Source organism: Streptomyces sp. NBC_00224, assembly GCF_041435195.1.
Lineage (GTDB): Bacteria > Actinomycetota > Actinomycetes > Streptomycetales > Streptomycetaceae > Streptomyces.
On sequence record NZ_CP108106.1, the window covers coordinates 8,372,495 to 8,389,933 of the forward strand.

The 17,439-nt window shown below is 69.7% G+C and carries 18 protein-coding genes and 1 riboswitch; of the genes, 8 read left to right on the forward strand and 10 right to left on the reverse strand.

Annotated elements, in window-relative coordinates; all coding sequences use genetic code 11:
- Window positions 1-74: 74 nt before the first annotated feature.
- The 4 genes from OG965_RS37435 to OG965_RS37450 all read right to left on the reverse strand — a co-directional run bounded on the left by OG965_RS37435 (window position 75) and on the right by OG965_RS37450 (window position 4,352).
- Window positions 75-1,412 (reverse strand): MFS transporter, encoded by a 1,338-nt coding sequence (locus OG965_RS37435; RefSeq protein ID WP_371656534.1) that lies wholly within the window; start codon window positions 1,410-1,412, stop codon window positions 75-77.
- A gap of 420 nt (window positions 1,413-1,832) precedes the next feature.
- Window positions 1,833-2,837 (reverse strand): MerR family transcriptional regulator, encoded by a 1,005-nt coding sequence (locus OG965_RS37440; protein ID WP_371656535.1) that lies wholly within the window; start codon window positions 2,835-2,837, stop codon window positions 1,833-1,835.
- Window positions 2,831-3,511, reverse strand: coding sequence for a HEAT repeat domain-containing protein (locus tag OG965_RS37445; protein ID WP_371656536.1), 681 nt, complete (start codon window positions 3,509-3,511; stop codon window positions 2,831-2,833). Before OG965_RS37445 ends, OG965_RS37440 begins: the two co-directional genes overlap by 7 nt.
- 151 nt (window positions 3,512-3,662) lie before the next feature.
- Window positions 3,663-4,352, reverse strand: a complete 690-nt coding sequence (locus OG965_RS37450; RefSeq protein WP_371656537.1) for an antibiotic biosynthesis monooxygenase — start codon at window positions 4,350-4,352, stop codon at window positions 3,663-3,665.
- 352 nt (window positions 4,353-4,704) lie between these two features.
- Here OG965_RS37450 and OG965_RS37455 point away from each other — a divergent pair, with 352 nt between their 5' ends.
- The 3 genes from OG965_RS37455 to OG965_RS37465 all read left to right on the forward strand — a co-directional run bounded on the left by OG965_RS37455 (window position 4,705) and on the right by OG965_RS37465 (window position 7,829).
- Window positions 4,705-5,841: a hypothetical protein gene (locus OG965_RS37455; RefSeq protein WP_371656538.1), complete on the forward strand. Its 1,137-nt coding sequence runs from the start codon at window positions 4,705-4,707 to the stop codon at window positions 5,839-5,841.
- Window positions 5,842-5,889: 48 nt separating this feature from the next.
- On the forward strand, window positions 5,890-6,537 hold the full coding sequence (locus tag OG965_RS37460) for a hypothetical protein (protein ID WP_371656539.1): 648 nt from the start codon (window positions 5,890-5,892) through the stop codon (window positions 6,535-6,537).
- 332 nt (window positions 6,538-6,869) lie between these two features.
- Entirely contained in the window at window positions 6,870-7,829 is a 960-nt protein-coding gene (locus tag OG965_RS37465; protein WP_371656540.1) for a helix-turn-helix transcriptional regulator, read from the forward strand.
- A 49-nt stretch (window positions 7,830-7,878) separates the two neighbouring features.
- Here OG965_RS37465 and OG965_RS37470 read toward each other — a convergent pair whose 3' ends face one another.
- Window positions 7,879-8,259, reverse strand: a complete 381-nt coding sequence (locus OG965_RS37470; protein WP_371657164.1) for a MerR family transcriptional regulator — start codon at window positions 8,257-8,259, stop codon at window positions 7,879-7,881.
- A 75-nt stretch (window positions 8,260-8,334) separates the two neighbouring features.
- On the opposite strand from OG965_RS37470, the gene OG965_RS37475 reads away from it, so the two are divergent.
- Together OG965_RS37475 and OG965_RS37480 are read left to right on the forward strand one after the other, a co-directional pair.
- Window positions 8,335-9,471, forward strand: coding sequence for an alkene reductase (locus OG965_RS37475; protein WP_371656541.1), 1,137 nt, complete (start codon window positions 8,335-8,337; stop codon window positions 9,469-9,471).
- A 168-nt stretch (window positions 9,472-9,639) separates the two neighbouring features.
- Window positions 9,640-11,355: an RICIN domain-containing protein gene (locus tag OG965_RS37480; RefSeq protein ID WP_371656542.1), complete on the forward strand. Its 1,716-nt coding sequence runs from the start codon at window positions 9,640-9,642 to the stop codon at window positions 11,353-11,355.
- A 137-nt stretch (window positions 11,356-11,492) separates the two neighbouring features.
- On the opposite strand, the gene OG965_RS37485 is transcribed toward OG965_RS37480, so the two are convergent.
- Window positions 11,493-11,987, reverse strand: coding sequence for a cupin domain-containing protein (locus OG965_RS37485; RefSeq protein WP_371656543.1), 495 nt, complete (start codon window positions 11,985-11,987; stop codon window positions 11,493-11,495).
- A gap of 80 nt (window positions 11,988-12,067) precedes the next feature.
- Between OG965_RS37485 and OG965_RS37490 the strand changes: the two genes are divergently transcribed.
- Entirely contained in the window at window positions 12,068-12,919 is an 852-nt protein-coding gene (locus OG965_RS37490; protein ID WP_371656544.1) for a LysR family transcriptional regulator, read from the forward strand.
- Window positions 12,920-12,964: 45 nt separating this feature from the next.
- Here OG965_RS37490 and OG965_RS37495 read toward each other — a convergent pair whose 3' ends face one another.
- The 4 genes from OG965_RS37495 to OG965_RS37510 form a co-directional block, all read right to left on the reverse strand.
- Window positions 12,965-13,291, reverse strand: coding sequence for a DUF4288 domain-containing protein (locus tag OG965_RS37495; RefSeq protein ID WP_371656545.1), 327 nt, complete (start codon window positions 13,289-13,291; stop codon window positions 12,965-12,967).
- Window positions 13,292-13,300: 9 nt separating this feature from the next.
- Window positions 13,301-13,567, reverse strand: coding sequence for a hypothetical protein (locus tag OG965_RS37500; RefSeq protein WP_371656546.1), 267 nt, complete (start codon window positions 13,565-13,567; stop codon window positions 13,301-13,303).
- 127 nt (window positions 13,568-13,694) lie between these two features.
- Window positions 13,695-14,165, reverse strand: coding sequence for a hypothetical protein (locus OG965_RS37505; RefSeq protein WP_371656547.1), 471 nt, complete (start codon window positions 14,163-14,165; stop codon window positions 13,695-13,697).
- Between the two features lie 135 nt (window positions 14,166-14,300).
- On the reverse strand, window positions 14,301-15,236 hold the full coding sequence (locus OG965_RS37510; RefSeq protein WP_371656548.1) for a LysR family transcriptional regulator: 936 nt from the start codon (window positions 15,234-15,236) through the stop codon (window positions 14,301-14,303).
- A gap of 134 nt (window positions 15,237-15,370) precedes the next feature.
- On the opposite strand from OG965_RS37510, the gene OG965_RS37515 reads away from it, so the two are divergent.
- Together OG965_RS37515 and OG965_RS37520 are read left to right on the forward strand one after the other, a co-directional pair.
- Window positions 15,371-16,678 carry an MFS transporter gene (locus tag OG965_RS37515; protein ID WP_371656549.1) on the forward strand — a complete coding sequence of 436 codons (1,308 nt, stop codon included), beginning with the start codon at window positions 15,371-15,373 and terminating at the stop codon, window positions 16,676-16,678.
- Window positions 16,676-16,875, forward strand: a riboswitch (cobalamin riboswitch). Its footprint overlaps the gene before it by 3 nt.
- Before the next feature lie 40 nt (window positions 16,876-16,915).
- Window positions 16,916-17,302, forward strand: a complete 387-nt coding sequence (locus OG965_RS37520; RefSeq protein ID WP_371656550.1) for a (2Fe-2S) ferredoxin domain-containing protein — start codon at window positions 16,916-16,918, stop codon at window positions 17,300-17,302.
- The last annotated feature ends 137 nt before the right edge of the window (window positions 17,303-17,439 follow it).

The following is a 17,439-nucleotide window of genomic DNA, read 5'->3' on the forward strand; positions in this document are numbered from 1 at the left end:
GTCGTGGTCTGCCGGGGTGCGTGCGGGCGTGGTGGGCGGAACGGGCCGCCGCGTGCGAGGCCGCGGCGGTTGGTTCAGCGGGAGGGGGTGGGGGCGGGCTGTCCGTCGCCGTCCGCGGCGGTGTCCGCCAGGGGTATCTCGGGGGTGGAGTCGGAGACGCCCTCGGGTCCGGGCAGGTCCCGCATGCGGCGCAGCGGGGAGAACAGCAGCGGCAGCGGTACGAGGAGGAAACCGGCGGCGCAGCAGGCGAGTGCGGTGCGCGGCCCGAAGGACTGGGCGAGGGCGCCGCCGAGGAGCGCGCCGAGCGGCAGGGTGCCCCACATGAGGAAGCGCAAGGTGGCGTTCATCCGGCCGAGCAGCCGCGGCGGGCACAGTCCCTGGCGGAAGCTGACCTGGGCGATGTTGTAGACGACGGCGCCGAAGGAGATGCCCGCCGATCCGGTGGCGAACAGGACCGCGCCGAGGGCGCCGTGCGCGGACAGCGGCCACAGCACGGCGAACGGTCCGCTGAGGAGGACGGACCACAGGATGAGCCGGGCCTGCCCCCACCGGGCGGCGAGCCGCCCGGAGCACAGGGCGCCCAGGAGCCCGCCGATGGCTGACGCGGACAGCACCAGTCCCAGTGCGCCCGGCTCAAGTCCGACGACGCGTACGAGATGCACGGTCTGGGTTGCCATGAGGACGGCCATGCACAGGTTGCCGAGGCCGGTGGTGAGGGCGATGACACGGAGCAGTGGATGGCCGGTGACGAAGCGGATGCCTTCGCCGATGTCCTTGCGCAGGGAGGCGTCGGCGGGGGCCTGGGGCGGTTGCTCCGGCTGCTCGATGCGCAGGAGGACCAGGGCGGACAGCACGTAGCCGAGGGCGTCGGTGAGGACCGCGAGGTGCGCTCCGACGAGCTGGACCAGCCCGCCTCCCGCCCCCGGCCCGGCCACCTGCGCGGTGGAACGGACCGTCTCCAACGCGCCGTTGCCGGCCATGAGCTCCTCGCGCGGCAGGATCTGCGGCAGGTAGCTCTGGTGGGCGACGTCGAAGAACACGGTCGCCACTCCGGTGATGAGCGCGACGACGTAGAGCTGGGCCATCGTCAGGGCGTCGGCGAGCGCGGCGGCCGGGATGCTGGCCATCGCCACAGCGCGCACCAGGTCCGCGCGGATCATCAGGGGGCGCTTGCGCATACGGTCGGTGAGGGCCCCGGCGGGCAGCCCGACGAGCAGGAAGGCGGCGGTCTCCGCGGCGGTGAGCAGGCCCACTTGTAGGGCGGAGGCGTTGAGTTCGAGGACAGCTACCAGGGGAAGGGCCACCAGCGTGACCTGAGCGCCGAGTTGTCCGGCGGCCGCTCCCGCGAGCAGCAGCCGGAAGTCGCGTCGGCGTATCGGGCTACCCGTGGAGGCTCCGGTTGTGACGGACATGTGAACGACCTTCACCGAACGGTCGATCGGGAGTCAAAGGATCACGGCCACTTTCGGTCGAGTCTTGTCTCCGCTTGCCAGAAAGTCGGAAGAATTTTCGCCGAACTAGCGGTAACTCCGCATGAATGCCTGCCACTCGGTGTGTATGGCGGGACCGGCGCGGGTCGATGTGGGCAGGCGAGGCGTGGGAAGAGCGGCGGCTGCCCTGTACATGGAGTGACGGTTTCGATCCTGACCGAAAACGACCACTCACGATCATGTTGTAGCGGAATCGTCAATTCCGTCAGTTACAGGGCGTATGCGGCGTTGCTCCCCGCGCGCTGTGCGGCGGCGGTCCCCCAGCGTCACGTGGCGGGGACACAGGGAAGCCGACGTAGCTACAGCCCGTGCCCGCCCGTGCCCCGCCCCCGGAGAGAGCCGTCACCGTGCGGCGCGTAGCTGAAGAAGGTACGCCGCGGTCAGCGCGACGGCGCGGTCCTCGTCCTGCGACAACTCCACCAGGGCATGTGACGCCGTCGTCCCCGGGATGCCCGCCAGCGCCTGTGTCAGCCGTCCGCGTGCCGGCGCTTCAGTGGTGTCGTGGGCGAGACGGTCGACGAGCCTGGTCGCGATCTGATCCGCCGTCACGGTGTCGCTCGCCAGCGCGCTGAGCGCATCGGCCGCATCGGTGTCGTTCCTTCCCTCCACGATCATGTCGATGAGCGTCGGTGCCGCATCGGCCATTCCACGTGTCCCGAGCGCCAGCGCCGCATATCCGCGGACCACGGCGTCGGGGTTCGTGAGAGCGTCCCGCAGCTGCCCGGTGGCCTCGTCACCGGGCAGCTCGACGAGGGACTGAACAGCACGTTCCCGCACCGCGGCCACCGGTGAGCCGAGGCCCTGCGCCAGCAGTGCCGAGCCGCTGTCGCCCGATCGGGCCAGCGCCCATCGAAGGGCGCCGGCGACGTTCGGGTCCGTCTCGCTCAGCGCCGCCTCGACCAGGGCCTCCACCGGCACCGGAACCTCGTTGCCCGAGGAAAGGGCCGCGCGCTGGCGTGCGTCGGCGCTCTTCGACCCCAGCGCCTGGAGGAGCGCAACGACCTGGAGGACGTCCTCCCACTCGGCGGGTTCCGCGGCATTGATCCGGCACAGCCGCGTGAGCAACTCGGTCTCCGCCGCGATGCGTTCGCGCGTCTGACGGATGAGGTCGCCGACGAGCGCCGAGGGCATGAAACCGGGGTCGTCGAGTGCGCGCCCGATCTCACGCAGCGACAGCCCCAGCGACCGCAGGCTCTCGATGTGGAAGATCCGCCGGATGTCCTCGCCGGAGTACTCCCGATAGCCGGAGCCCGTACGACCCGAAGGCCGCACCAGACCGAGCGACTCGTAATGCCTGAGCATGCGGGCACTGACCCCGCACCGTCGCGCCACCTCACCGATCAACACGCCCTATCGTCCCTCCTGGCCGACCCGTCGAGAGCCACGACGCGTTTCGCCTCCTCGATCGCGAACTCGAACCCGGCGTCCGGGTCGTGCAGCAGCCGTTGTGTGGCGAGCGCGTGCGCGCGCACGCGTGGGTCAGGGCCCGTCGTCGCGGCACGCAGAGCCGGCACCGTCACTTCACCCAGCGCGACCAGTGCCCGGCTGAGACTCAGCTGCGTCTCCCGCTCACCGCGCCCGAGCTGCGTCGCCAACACCGCGGCCAACGCGGGCTCCTCGCCTTCCGGCACGAGCACGACCGCGGCTCGCCAAGCGCTCCGCGCCACTTCGTCGTCCGCGTCGGACAACAGCGCCCGTGTGATCGCCGGCCACGCCTGCCGGTCTCCGATCTTGGACAGCGTGTGCAGCGCCTGGCTTCGTGCCTGCGCACGCTCCGAGCGGACCGCGCGGAGCAGCTCGGGGAGCGTGAGGGACACCGGGTGGCGTGTGAGCGCCCAGGTCAGCATGTCGCGGACGAAGAACTCGGGCTCGATCGCGCATCGTTCGATGAGCTTGTCGACGAAGCGCGGGTCAGGCGTCGTGCCGACTGCCAGAGCGGCCTGCAGTCGCACGGACGAACGGCCGTCCTCCAGGCCCTGGAGTGCTTGGATCGCATACGTGTCCTGTCTCGTGATCGTCATCGGACCACCTCCTTGGCAAGCAGTGAAGGCCTTGTCACTGTGTCAAGGTCAAACGGGGCCCACTGCCCGATCACCAGTCACCTGCCACGTCCCGCCGCGTGCCCGGCTCTCCAGGAGTGCAGGGGTTGTACGAGTGGAACCCGCCGTCGTGTCATTCCCCGGCCGCGCGGGTGTGGACGACCTGGTACGTGTTGAAGTCGACCGAGGTCAGCAGCGAATTGGTGATGCGCTCTGCTTCCATGCGGGCGGCGGGCCTGTTGTCCTGCGCGACGGCCTGGTAGGCGTCGAACGACTCCTTGTTCTCCCACTGTGAGTAGGAAATCACGAAGGAGCCTTCAAGGCCGCGAGCGGCGATGCCCTTGAGTACGGTGTGGGAGACGTAGCCGGGCACGTCGTTGAGGTGTTCGGACTTCGGGCCGAGCGCGTTTGCCAGCTGGTCCTGGTTGTTCTCCGTCACGCCGAAGACCGCGATGACGGTGTAGTCGCCGCGTGCCGGGGAGATTTCGGCCTTGTCGCCGGACTGGGTCCCGGAGTAGACGATCTTGTTCTGGAGCAGGCGGATCGAGGTGGTGAGTTCACCGAAGAGCGGGAGCGTGCGGTGCTCGAACTCCTCGGCGTTGTAACGGTCTTCCAGGTCGGCGCGGCTGCGCCACTGGATGAAGTTGGCCGTGCCCGGCTTGTCCACACCGGCGTGCACGGTGGAGGACATCCAGCCCGGGTAGGCGGCCGAGTCGACGATCTCGCGCATCGCGCCGAGCAGGCTCTCCTGCTTCTCCGGGGCGTCCGTGGTGAAGATGTTGAGGACGGTCAGGTTCTGGTCTTCGGCGGAAATCTTGGGCATGTTCTTCGCTTTCTGTGAGGTGGGGGTTGGACAGGTGGAAAGGGGGGTTGGGCTCAGCTGGGCTGTCCCCTCCCACTCCTACGACGCCAGTCCTCGGCGTCGGTGACCAGACTTGCCGGGGTGGTGCGGCGGCGGGAGAGACCGGCTGATCCAGGGACTGGCACTCCCTACGTACGGGCGGGGCGTCCCCGGAGGCGGAGCGCTGCGGCGTCCGTCGAGGAACGCGCCGCTGACGACGAGCGAGGAGCGGCGAGAGGGAGGAGAATTAAGGGGTGGCGATACCTGAGGCCCAGTTTCCTGGGTGCCGTAACGCCTCGTCCTTTCCTTCCTCGCCCCCACATTCCTTTGACTCATGCCATCCGCCGCGCGATTCCTCTGGAGATCGCTGACCGCCGTGCTGGTGAGTATCGCGGTCGTGTGGGCTCCGACGGCGTTCTCGGCGCCGGGCGTGGTCGTGAAGCGGGAATCGATTCTTCTTGCCCCGTCCACGGGGCCGCCAGGGACGTCCGTTCACGTCAGTTTCACGAGCTGTGCCACACCTGGCTATATCAGTGGCATCAAGTGGGACCAGGACTACATCGACTTCAACGCGACAGATGAGGCCGGAGGTGCCGATATCTCTGTGCCGGCCGACGCCGCTGCGGGAGCTCATGACGTGGCGGCGCGGTGCTACAAAGGCGCTGATGGGGCGTTCTACGGCACTGGGACGTTCACCGTGACGGCACCGGCTGATCCCGAGATCACCCTGCACCCCACCGAAGGCGCGCCGCAGACGACTGTCACGGTAAGCGGTTCTGGGTTCAACTGCTCGTACGTGGATGTGACGTGGGACGGCACCCGGCTCGTCGGCGCCGACGTCACGAGTGAGGGGGCGATCAACGCGGAGTTTCCCGTGCCGGCAGGGTCACCCGAGACGACCTACACCGTACGAGCCGCGTGCACGGACTATCCCGATCGGAGCGGCGAGGCCGTTTTCACGGTGCGAGACCCAGGAACGAACGGAACCGCAACCACCGGGGACACCTCAGGAGACACCAGCGGGGACACGAACGGAACCACCTCCGGGGACACCAGTGGGGACACCAATGGGACCACCTCCGGAGACACCAGCGGAACTACCGCCGGAGACACCAGCGGGGACAGCAACGGAACCACCGCCGGAGACACCGCCGGAGACACCGCCGGAGACACCAACGGAACCGGAAGCGTCACCGGGAGCACCGACGGAGCCGACGGCGGGGGAACGGCGATACCAGCCGGTTGGGTGGTCGGGCCGTCCCTCTTCGGAGGCCTGCTGCTCCTGGCCGCCCTGTTCTCCCTGCTGAACCATCGGCACCGTGGACCACGCTGGGTCCACGACCACATCCGTGCGGCACTGCGCCCCGGAGCCGGGACGGTCGCCCTGCAGGAGCGACGGAACACCGGTTCGGCGAACCGCGCCGTACGGCTCGAACCTCACGCGGATCCAGGTGATCAGCGCCTCTATTGACCTCCGTTGACCTGCATCAGCCCTGTCAGCCTCTACCGAGGTGAAGCCATGACCACGACTGCCGCGGCGACAGAACCGTTCACGGTCCGTGCTTTCCTGTTCGGCCGGGAGGACCACGGCTCGGCCGAGGCGCTCGTCGGCCCGCTCCACGGCGGCGGGGCGGCCAGGGACCTCCTCAGCGGAACGACCCGCCCCCTGACAGCCGCGGCCGATCAGGCCGTCGAGCGTGAAATGGCGGCCGTCATCGATTCCTTCCTCGGCCTGGACCTCTTCGACGTGGCAGCGGGCGGCTGGCGCAAGCACGCCGACCTCACCGCCGCCGCGCGCCGCACGCGCGCCGCCCCGGGCAGCGAGGAGGTCCTCGCGCTCGCGACCCACGAGATCACATCCCGCCACCGCCCCTACGTCGACGTGCTCATGGACGGCGTCAAGATCGGCACCCTTGAAGTGGGCCTCGACCTGGCCTTCCGGATCTCCGGTCTTGTTGCTGTCGTACGCAACGCCGAGTTGGTCGCCGTACGCAGCGGGGCGTGCGTGCTGGACGGGAGTCTCACCGTTCAACAGATCCTGCTGGCGGAACGACAGGGCCAACTGGACCTCCCGGGCATCTGGCACCTGCACACCCCGCTCCCACTGCTCCGCAACGAGCCACCACCACCTCCTCCACCGCCACCCCCACCGACCCGTGCCGCATAACAGCGCAGGCCACGCGCCGTCGTCCGCACAGTCCCGGTCACTCGCCGCGCGATGCGCGCCATACCGGGCGCGAGGGCGGCGGAACATCTCCGTCCTGCCGTAGCGTCGGGAAGGCGCGAGGCGAGCGACGGTGGCCCTGGCCCATGTGCTCGGGTTGCCTTTCGAGTCAGGAGAACCGAATGGGGCGTGCACGCGGGGCGGCGCAGGCGGCAGCGCACTGAGCGGAGAGCGGGGATATGAACCAGGCTGCGCGCGTCCTGGAGGCATCGGGACAAGGGCCCTTTGTCAGAGACGAGTTGGCCGAGTACGTGTCGCATGCTCTGTACCCCTGCGTGGCGCATGACGGGCTGCGGCTGTTCGGTATGAACCCGGCGACGGGTGCGGTCTCCTTCGGGTTCCTGCACGGGTTCAGCCCCGACCTCGTCAGGGCCCAGCTGTACGAGTCGTACCTGGGGGCCGACCCTGTCAGTCCCGTCGATGTCGCCCGTCTGGCGTCCCCGGTGGGGCTGCTCGGCGGGGCCGGCCGGCTGTCGTCGGGCTGGGACACAGTCGGTCACCGGCGTGCCCGCAGGACACTGGCCGCCCATGGCGCCGGCTCGGAGCTGCGGCTGCTGCTGCGGGACGCGCGCGGACCGTGGGGCCTGCTCGGTCTGCTGCGCGATGAGGGCGGCAGACCGTTCGGCAGGGATGACGCCGAGCGGCTCGCGCGGCTCTCGTCATCGCTGATCACCCTGCTGCGCAAGTACGCCACCGAAGGAGAGCCGCACCCCAGGCGGCCGTACCTGCCGGCCGGAGTCGTCATCGTCGGCCCGGACGGCGACGTGCGGTCCATCACTCCCGAGGCACGGGCGTGGCTGGAGGAGATCGACCCCGCGCACGGGCTGGCGCCGCCGTGGATGCCTGAGGTGTCGATGCGTGAAATCGCCTTTGCCGCGCGGCGACATCGGATCGATCCCGCCGCCCCGTCGCCACTGGCATGCAGCCCCACCACCTTCCTCGGCCGACGGATCGCCGTGCACGCCCAGCCCCTGGACGCGGACGGCACCGGGGACGTGGCCGTGGTCCTCCAAGAGGCCACCGGCGAGCTGGTGTTGGCGACGTTCGCGGCGTGGCACGGCCTTACTGTCCGCGAGCGGCAGATCGTCCAGCACCTGCACCGTGGCGAGCCGCCCAAACGGATCGCCCGTGTCCTGGACGTCTCGGTGCACACCGTCAATTCGCATGTGCGGGCGGTCTTCCGCAAGGCTGGTGTCAGCGGCCGCGACGAGCTGTTCGCCGTACTGGGATCCTGAGTTGAACAGCGCGCCATACCCGGGCGGCCCAGTGGACGTGTGCCGGCTCCTACTGCGCGGCCGCGACGGGACGTGGCTCCGCGGCGAGTTCCATCACCTCGTCCAAGACGTCGCGGGAGCGCAGCAGATCGGCGATGAGCTGGTCGATCCGCCGACGCTCCTGCGCGAGTTCGGCGACCAGCCGCTCCGTCGCCTGCGCGGAGGGACCGCCGTCCGCGTCGCGCATGCAGGGCAACAGCGCCGCTATCTTGGTGCTGTTGAGGCCCGCGGCGTACAGGGCCTGAATGCGGATGACCCGGTCGACCGCCCACTCGCCGAACTGACGGTGGCCGCCGGCAGTCCGCTCGGCGGTCAGCAGGCCCTGCTTCTCGTAGTAGCGCAACGAGCGGTCGCTCACGCCCGTCCGTTCGGCCAGTTCCCCGACCCGCATCTTGCCCCCTGCCCGTGACGGGATCATCCCGTCCCCCTTGAACCTGACACCGGTGTCAACTTCTACCGTACGGTCATGACGCACACAACAGTCAACTCCAGCCTCTTCACCCCCGCCCGCCTCGGCCCGCTGCACCTGCCCAACCGCCTGGTCATGGCGCCGCTGACCAGGAACCGGGCGAATGCCGACGGTGTTCCGGGGGCCCTGATGGCCACGCAGTACGCCCAGCGTGCCTCGGCCGGGCTGATCATCGCGGAGGGCACCACGCCGAACGCCGCGGGGCAGACCTACCCCAACATCCCCGGAATCCACAGCGCGGCACAGATAGCGGGATGGCGCCAAGTCACCGACGCGGTGCGCGCCGAAGGGGGAGCGATGTTCCTCCAGCTCCAGCACGGGGGCCGGGTGGGGCACCCGGACAACAGCGGATTGGTGCCGCAGGCCCCCTCGCCCATAGCGCTCCCGGAGACGATCCACACGCCCGCTGGACGGCGGCCTTCCGTGGTGCCCCGTGCCATGACCGTCGAGGACATCCACGCCACCGTCGCCGACTTCGCCCAGGCGGCCCGCAACGCGGTCGAAGCGGGCTTCGCCGGGGTCGAGTTGCACGCTGCCAACGGGATGCTTCTGCACCAGTTCATGGCCGAGAACACCAATCTGCGCAGCGATGCCTACGGTGGGTCGGTGTCGCGCCGCATCCGTTTCGCGGTGGAGGTGACCCGGGCCGTGGCCGACGCGATCGGCCCCGAAAGGACGGGGCTTCGGATCTCCCCGGCGCACACCGTCAACGGGATCGAGGAAGGCGACACCACGCGCATCTACGACGAGCTCATCGAGGCTCTGGCGGATGCCGGCCTGGCCTATCTGCACCTGGAGTCCGCCGATCCGGAGGAGCCGATCTTCGCCCGGATCCGCAACAGCTGGCCCGGCACGCTGATGGCCAACCCGAACCTCGGCTGGCCCGCCCCCATGCCGGCGGACGGCGGGCGGCGCGCCGGAGAACGCCTGCTGGCGGCGGGTGCCGATGTGATCGCGCTGGGCCGCGCGTTCCTCGCCAACCCCGACCTGGTCGAGCGCCTGCGGACCGGCGCGCCCCTGAACGCGGTGCGGGACAAGTACACGATGTACGTGGGCGGGCCGACCGGCTACACCGACTACCCCACATTGAGCGAGGCGGCCGGCCGGGCGTTCGCCTCGGGACGCGCGGCTTGACGGTGGGGCCGTCGGCCGCGAGGAAGGCGGTCGACTTGGCCGAAATACTCGCAGCTGCTGGGCGGTGACCGTCCTGTCGGCGTCGACGCCCGGTCCGCGTTCCTGGCCTGCGTGAAGACCATGTGAAAGAGATGATCATGGCAAGTCGGCGCCGGTTACCCTGCCCGAATGAAACTTATGTTCGGACGAAGAAGTCGCCTTGCTCAGTTTGCGCTGGGAGCGGCCGTAGCCGCCTCCGTACTGCTTCCCGCCCAGTCCGCCCAGGCCGCCTCCGGCCTGGACCCGTTCACCGCGAACTTCAAGCTCACGCGTGTGGACGGGGACAAGACCAACCTCATCACCTCCGCCGAGGCCGCCGGAGTCGCCAAGGCGTCCGTCACCGACGTCCTGGGCACCCGTACGGGACGTCCGGGCCTCTGTCACGCCACCGGGCTGAACGGCGCTCTCAAGCCCGACGGGTTCTGTTGGGACGATGAGGACGACAGGTCCAACTACGCGGATGACGCGGGTGGTTGGATGCCACAGGGCTTCGCCGGTTCGCATGCCGCCACCGCCGACGGGCTGTATGCGGGCCGTTCCCTGACGGCCACCTCCTGGTATCACGGCACGTATGTCTCAGGTCGCACTCCGACTACCGTCGAGGACTACGCGAGGGTCTCGATCGCGGAGTCGACCGGCGGCCAGGTCAAGTACGGGCACATCGCGCTCGTGGAGCCGGTCAACGGCAACTTCAAGCAGCTTCAGTACCCGTCGCACTCGGACGGCGTCGCCTGGTACGGCAACAGGCTGTTCGTCGCCAACGGCGCGGAACTGCAGGTCTTCGATCTGACGCGCATCTGGCGCATGAGTGACACCACCAGCGCCCTCACCGGGCTGACTGCGGGCAAGACCTCCGCTCGCTTCCACCTCTGGGCGATGCCGCTCGTCGCCCGCTACAGCACCGTCAGTACCGCCGCGGTCGACAACATCTCCACGGCATACGTCAACAACAGCCCCCGCGCCTGTGGTCCGGCCGTCCACGACGAGCTGTGCCTGAGCAGCCTGAGCGTCGACCGCTCCGGCGCCACGCCGGCCCTGGTGTCGGTGGAGAACAGGAACGGCGCAGGCGCCCGCATCGTCCGCTGGCCGCTGTCGGCCCTCGGCACCGGCACTCCCACCACGGTCGCCTCGGAGACCACGGGCTACACCTCTCCCGTGTGGGGCATCCAGGGCACGGCCACGGACGGCACCAACTACTACATGAGCGGTACCTGCCCGACGTACTGGCCGGGCGGCACCGAGCTCTACTCCTGCATCCACGTGGCCAAGCCCGGCGAGGCGCCGCACGTCCTCACTCAGGCACCGCAGCTGACCCAGGGCCTCTCCTGGGACCCCCTGGCCAAGCGGCTCTGGGGCGCCAACGAGGCGCTGGTGGACTCCAGCGGGCCGCGCCGGGTGGTGTTCAACGTCGAGCCCGACGCCGGCAAGCCGGTCGACGGCTGGAGCTGGCTCACCAACTTCCACCAGGCGGGCTCCGTCTGTGCGACGCCTCAGGGCAACGCCACCGCCAACGGCACCCCGATCACCGTGTGGAGCTGCACGGGATCGGATGCCCAGCGGTGGAAGTACGAGAACGGTCTGATCGTCCACAAGGCCAGCGGCAAGTGCATCACCCCCGAGGCCAACGGCGCGAACACCAACGGCGCGCTGCTGACACTGTGGACGTGCAACCCCTCAAGCGACGTCCAGCGGTTCTCCCCGTCGGCGGACGGCAGCGCCGTCAACGCCTACGGCAAGGCCATCACACCGAAGGGCAACTCCCTGGGCAACGGCGTCTGGCTGACCCTGTGGACCCAGGGCAGCCCCACTCCTGACGTCCAGGACTGGGCGGTGAAGGGCTTCTAGCCCCACCCCCGCTGCCTCGGCGCCGCAGGGGCCGGCCCGTACTCGGACACCCTTGGCGAGCGCCCTCCGCGACGTGACGTCGGTCTGTTCCACCGCCTTGGTGCGGCAGGCCGACGTGGTGTCCCGGCCCGTCGTCTTCAGGCGAAGTCGGTAGCGGGCTCGGTGGCGTAGCGGCTCATCGTGTGGAGGCCGGCCTGAGGGGTCAGCGGCCTGCCGTCGGCGGTCATGCTCTGGAGGTCTCGGAAGTACTGCACGTACAGGTCGGGGGTGAACATGCTGAGCATGACGGCGGGTCGGTCGGTCATGTTGGCGAAGGTGTGCGGGGCGCCGGGCGGGACCACCACGAGCGTGCCCGCGGTCGCGTCGTGTTCCTTGTCCCCGACGGTGAACCGCACCGTGCCGGAGATGATGTAGAAGCCCTCGTCGTGCTGGGCGTGGCGGTGCTGCGGCGGTCCGGAGGTGTGCGGGGCGAGGACGGACTCGGTGATCCCCAGGCGGTGCCCGGTGTGGCTGCCGTCTTCGAGGACGCGCATGCGCGTGGTGCCCAAGACGATCCTCTCGCCGTCGGCGGGGCCGACCACCGATACGGCGGGGTCGGCCTGCGGTTCACTGGGCTTCGCTTCGTCAATCATGTTCCGAGTGCACCGCCAGGGCCCCGTACGTGTCCAACACCCGTTCCGCCACGCCGATACCTTGCGGGTATCGTCGCAGCATGGAGCTACGTACCCTGCGCTACTTCGTGGCGGTTGCCGAGGAACTCCACTTCGGCCGGGCCGCCGCCCGGCTGCACATGAGCCAGCCGCCGCTGAGCCGGGCGATCAAGCAGCTGGAGACAGAGGTAGGTGCCCTGCTGTTGGCCCGCTCGCCTGCCGGAGTCACGCTCACCCCGGTGGGGGCAGTGCTGCTCGACGAAGCGCGGGCCCTGCTCGACCAGGCCGACCGCGTCCGCGCCCGGGTGACTGCGGCGGCCGACGCCGCGACCCTCACCATCGGCATCCTGGGCGACGGCACCGACCCCGGTATCGCCAGGCTGGCGGCCGCCTTCCGCCGAAGCCACCCCGGCGTCGACATCCGCATCCGCGACGCCGACCTGACCGATCCCACCTGCGGACTGCGCGCCGGGCTGGTCGACGTCGCCCTGACCCGTGCGCCGTTCAACGACACCGCCCTGACGGTGCGTGAGCTGCGCAGCGATCCGGTCGGTGCGGTACTGCGCGCCGACGATCCGCTGGCCCGTCGCCACGACTTGAAGCTGGCCGACCTGGCCGACCGCCGCTGGTTCCAGTTCCCGCAGGGAACCGACCCGATCTGGCAGTCGTACTGGAACGGCGGCAAACCGCGCGAGGGCCCGGTGGTGCGCGTCGTCCAGGAATGCCTGCAGGCCGTGCTCTGGAACAGCACGGTCGGCTTGGCCCCACTGGGACACGACCTGCCCGAGAACCTGACCGCGGTTCCGCTGGTCGACATGGCGCCGAGCCGAGTGGTCGCGGTGTGGAACGACGGCCACACCAACCCGTTGATCCGCTCGTTCATCGAGATCGCGATCGGCGCGTATCGCTACTGAGCGCCTACGGTCCCGGCCGGGCACGGCCCAAGTGCCCAGCGAGCCCTAGAGTTCCTCTCCCGACAGCAGGGGTTCGAAGGACCGGTAGGCGTCGTAGTTCCTGAAGTGTCTGCTGTACAACTCGGATCCGTCACCGAGGTCGCTGTCGAGGGCTTCGTTCACATCCACCACGTGACGGAGTCTCCAGGTGATGGTTTCCCCGAGGTCGTTTTCGTAGCTCGTTTCCAGGCGCTTGCCGTGCGCAAGCGCCTTGCCGCGGGCCTCCTCCTCGTCCTGTGCCGTCAGCAGGACGAAGTTCTCCTGGTAGAGCGGAGCATGGTCTTCGGCCGTGCTCGTTGCCTCGCACAGCAGGACGGCGACGTAGACACTCATGCCTGGAGCCTACTTCTTGAAGCGGTTGTCGTTCAGGAGCTTCCAGGCCGTCTTGCAGGACCTCTCGCCGCAGCCCTTGATGTACTCCAGGGTGTCGCCGTAGTGCTGGCCGGGGAACTCCTGCCGGATGGAGCCCATGCGGCAGCGGGAGATGAAGTTGGTCGCGATCTCACCCAGGTTCTCGTTGGCGACGCACGCGTCGGCTGCGATCACGACTGCGGTCGTCGTGCTGTGCCGGGGTTCGCCGGCGCTCTGCCCGGTCGTGGCAGTCGCCATGGCCCCAGCCTGGGATCCGACCAGTGCGCTGATCGTGACGACAACTGTGGCCGCCACACGGGCGATGGTGTGTCTCATGTGGATGTCCACCTTCGTGCTCCAGAGGTCGGGCGTCATGCGGCCGGATTCAGCAGCCGACCATCTTCCCGTACGCGATCCACACCTCACCCTTGCCGTTGAGGCTGACGTCGCCGGTCTTGTGGAGCCCGGTGTACTTGCCCCGGTACTTCCTGAGCTCACCGAACTGCGAATCCAGCGTCATATACGGGGAGTCGGGCTTCCAGTCACCGGAGAACTTGGCATACACGCCGTCGGTGCCGTTCGTGCCGCTCGCCCAGCAGGCACGGGAGCCCGAGTAGAGGACGAGGTTGCCGTCGTACTGCATCTCCAGCCGGTAGCCGCCGTTGCGCAGGCACTCGCCGGGGATCATCTTGTCGGTGAATGACGTACCGATGCCGCGGCACTCCGCGCGGGCGGCGGCCGCTGTGCCGGTGGCGGTCGTGGGGGTGGCTGACACGGGGGCCGCGGACGTGGTGACGGTGACGGCCGCCACGAGGCCCGCGACGGCCACAGCGCAAGTACGGGACAGAATCCTCATGTGGTGATGCCTTTCGATGCTCGCTCACCGCACCATCTCACGGTCGGGCACGGAGAGTACTCGTTAGGCTACTAGAGGTGACTGACTGATGTCACTCACACTCGACAGGTGGCCGACGGGTCGGCGCGGGGGCGTTCAGCGCGGAATCACCCAGCCTGGCGCCCAGGTCCCGGCGGTGTCGTGGCCGGCCGCTGTGGTGGCGAGGTGGGCGCGGAGGGCGTCCAGCGCTGGGTGGGGGTTGTCGCGGTGCCACAGGAGCGAGTGCGGGTAGACGGGCGTCGGGTCGGTCACCGGGATGCGGCGCAGGCCGTGGTCGGCGGGCCAGACGAGGCGGGTGTGCTCGCCCATGAAGGTGGCCAGGGCCGGGGTGTCGGCGATGGTGTCGAGGAGCGCGTCGGAGCCGAAGTTGGGGCCGGTCGCCTCGATGGTGAGGCCGAACTCGGCGACGAGGTCGTCGTAGTAGGCGCCCCACTCGGTACCGGGGACGAGGCCGGGCATCCAGATCCGGTGTCCGGCGAGCTGGGCGAGGGGCACCGACCGGGCGCCCGCCAGTGCGTGGGCGGGGCCGGTGAGGAGCTGGAGCGGCTCGTCGAGCACCCGGACGGACTCGATGTCCTCGGGAAGGGGTCGGCCGGGCGCGGCGACGGCGCGGAAGGACGCGTCGATCGCACCGGAGCGGATGGCGGCGACGGCCGTCTCGATGTCGAACAACATCACCACGTCGAGGTCGATCTCGGGGTGTGCGCGATGGAAGCCGCGCATCAGGCCTGACGGCGCGACGCGCGAGGCGATCACGTCGATGCGTAGCGGACGGCGGCCGGGGCGCACGGACGTGACCGCGCGCTCGGCGACGCGCAGCAGCTCGCGCGCGTGGGGCAGGAACGCCTGCCCGTCGATGGTGAGCTCGGCGCCGCGCGCGGTGCGGGTGAACAGCCGCACTCCGAGGTTGCGCTCCAGCGCGGCGATGCGCTTGGAGACGGCTTGCTGGGTGACCGCCAGCTCGGCGGCGGCCTCCTGGAACTGCCCTGCGTCGGCGGCGACGACGAAGGTCCGGACGGTGTCGAGGTCCATGTCGACACCCTACGGGTACAACCATTGGTTGTGGCGAAACGGGCCTGTGGTTGTTTGATCCCCGGGCGTGATGCTCGCTTTGATGCTTCCGATCGCGGATCGGTTGTGCGGGTGAGTGGCGAGGGGCGGCGGGCATGAGGATCGGGCACCGGCTGGGACATCTGCCCGGACACCAGCTGGGGAGGCGGTTCGGCTGGCTCTGGGGAGCGTATGGGACCAGCGCGCTCGGCACATGGCTGGCCTTCGGCGCGTTCCCGCTGATCGCCATCCAGGTACTGCACGCCGGACCGGCCGAGGTCGCCGCGCTCTCCTCCGTGGGGGCTGCGGTGGGCGCGGCCGTGGCGGTGCCGCTCGGCCCATGGGTGGAGTTCCGCCGCAAGAGGCCGGTGCTGATCGCGATGGACCTGGTGCGGTTCGCGGCGCTGCTGACGATCCCCGCCGCGTACGCGCTGGGCGTGCTCACCTTCCTCCAGCTCCTGCTGGTCTCCATCGTCGTCGCGGCGGCCGACATCACCTTCCGCGCCGCCTCCGGCGCGTACCTGAAGACGCTGCTGGCGGCCGAGGACCTGCTCGTCGCCAACGCCCGATTCGAGTCCACGGCCTGGACGACCACGATCATCGGACCGCCGTTGGGCGGCGCGGCGATCGGGCTCCTCGGTCCGGTGGCGACGGTGGTGGCCGATGCGGTCAGCTACCTGCTCTCGGCGCTGGGCATCCGCGCGACAGGCGGGCACGAGCCGCGGCCCGAGCGCCTGGAGGCCACACGCATGCGGGCCGGGGACCTGCTCGACGGTTGGCGGTACATCCTCGCCGACGCGACACTGCGTCCACTGCTCCTCAACACCGCCTTGTTCAACGGCCTGGTGATGGCCGTCCAGCCACTGCTGGCCGTCCTGATGCTCGGCCGACTCGGCTTCGCACCGTGGCAGTACGGCCTCGCCTTCGCCGCACCTTCGATCGCCGGACTGCTCGGTTCACAGCTGGCCCGACCGCTTGTCACCCGGTTCGGGCAGCACCAGGTCCTGGTCGTGGTCGGGGCGCTACGCGCGATCTGGCCCGTCGGCCTGGCCTTCCTGGGCTCGGGCACCGGAGGGCTGCTGCTGGTGATGGGCGTCGAGCTCGGGCTCATCTTCTGCTGCGGAGTCTTCAACCCCGTCTACGCCACCTACCGCCTCGAACGCACCGCGACCGACCGCGTCGCCCGCACATTGTCCGCCTGGGCGGTGACGACCAAGGCCTCGACCGCGCTCCTGACGGCCCTCTGGGGCGTACTGGGCACCCTGCTCGGCCCGCGTACGGCCATCGGCCTGGCCGGTGTGCTCCTGCTGGCAACCCCGCTGCTGCTCCCCGGTCGCGCGGCAGCGCAACTCCCCGAGCCGGACCAGGAGTCGGAGCCGGACCCGGCACCGTTCGGATCGTCCACCCCTGCGGGACGGTGGTGACGCGCAGCCGTCCGACGTGCGACGATGCCCGACGACAAGGCGACGCGGAACGAGGAAGCCGGTGGAATTCCGGCGCGGTCCCGCCACTGTGATCGGCGAGCGAACCCCGAACAGACCACTGCCCGGACACGGGCGGGAAGGACGGGGTGAGCGGCGACCCGAGAGCCAGGAGACTCACGTCGTCGCCTCCTTGACGAAACCGGGGCGGATCTCCCCGGAGGAGGAGCGTGAGCGGTCATGTCGGAGCAGCGACCAGAAGGCGGCGCCGGACACACCCCAGCCGACTCGGCACCGTGCCGGATCGTGGTGTGCAGGGACTGCTGCTGCGGGAGCCCGAAGGTGCCCGGAGTCGACCACGCGCAGCAGAAGGCGCGCCTTGCCGAGAGCGCGCCCGTACGTGTCTCCGCCTGCCTCGACGTCTGCGAACAGGCCAACGTGATCGTGGTCCAGCCCTCTCGTGCAGCACGCGTCGCCGGTGCCCGCCCGGTCTGGCTCGGTCTGGTCAACGATCCCGCCGCCACGGACGACATCGCCGCCTGGGTCCAGGCCGGCGGCCCCGGCATCGCGCCCTGCCCCGACATCCTCGACCTCTACGTCTTCACCCCAAGCCGAAGGGCGCGATGAGCACGCTTGGCCGTCCGGCCCCGGCGTCCGTCCCTGAACGGCGGTTGGTCCATGACCTGTATCGGAGCCGGTTTGGCGGTCCGACCATGGTGATCACCAAGCGGTGAGCGAACGGGGGTTCGCCACTTCGTCAACTC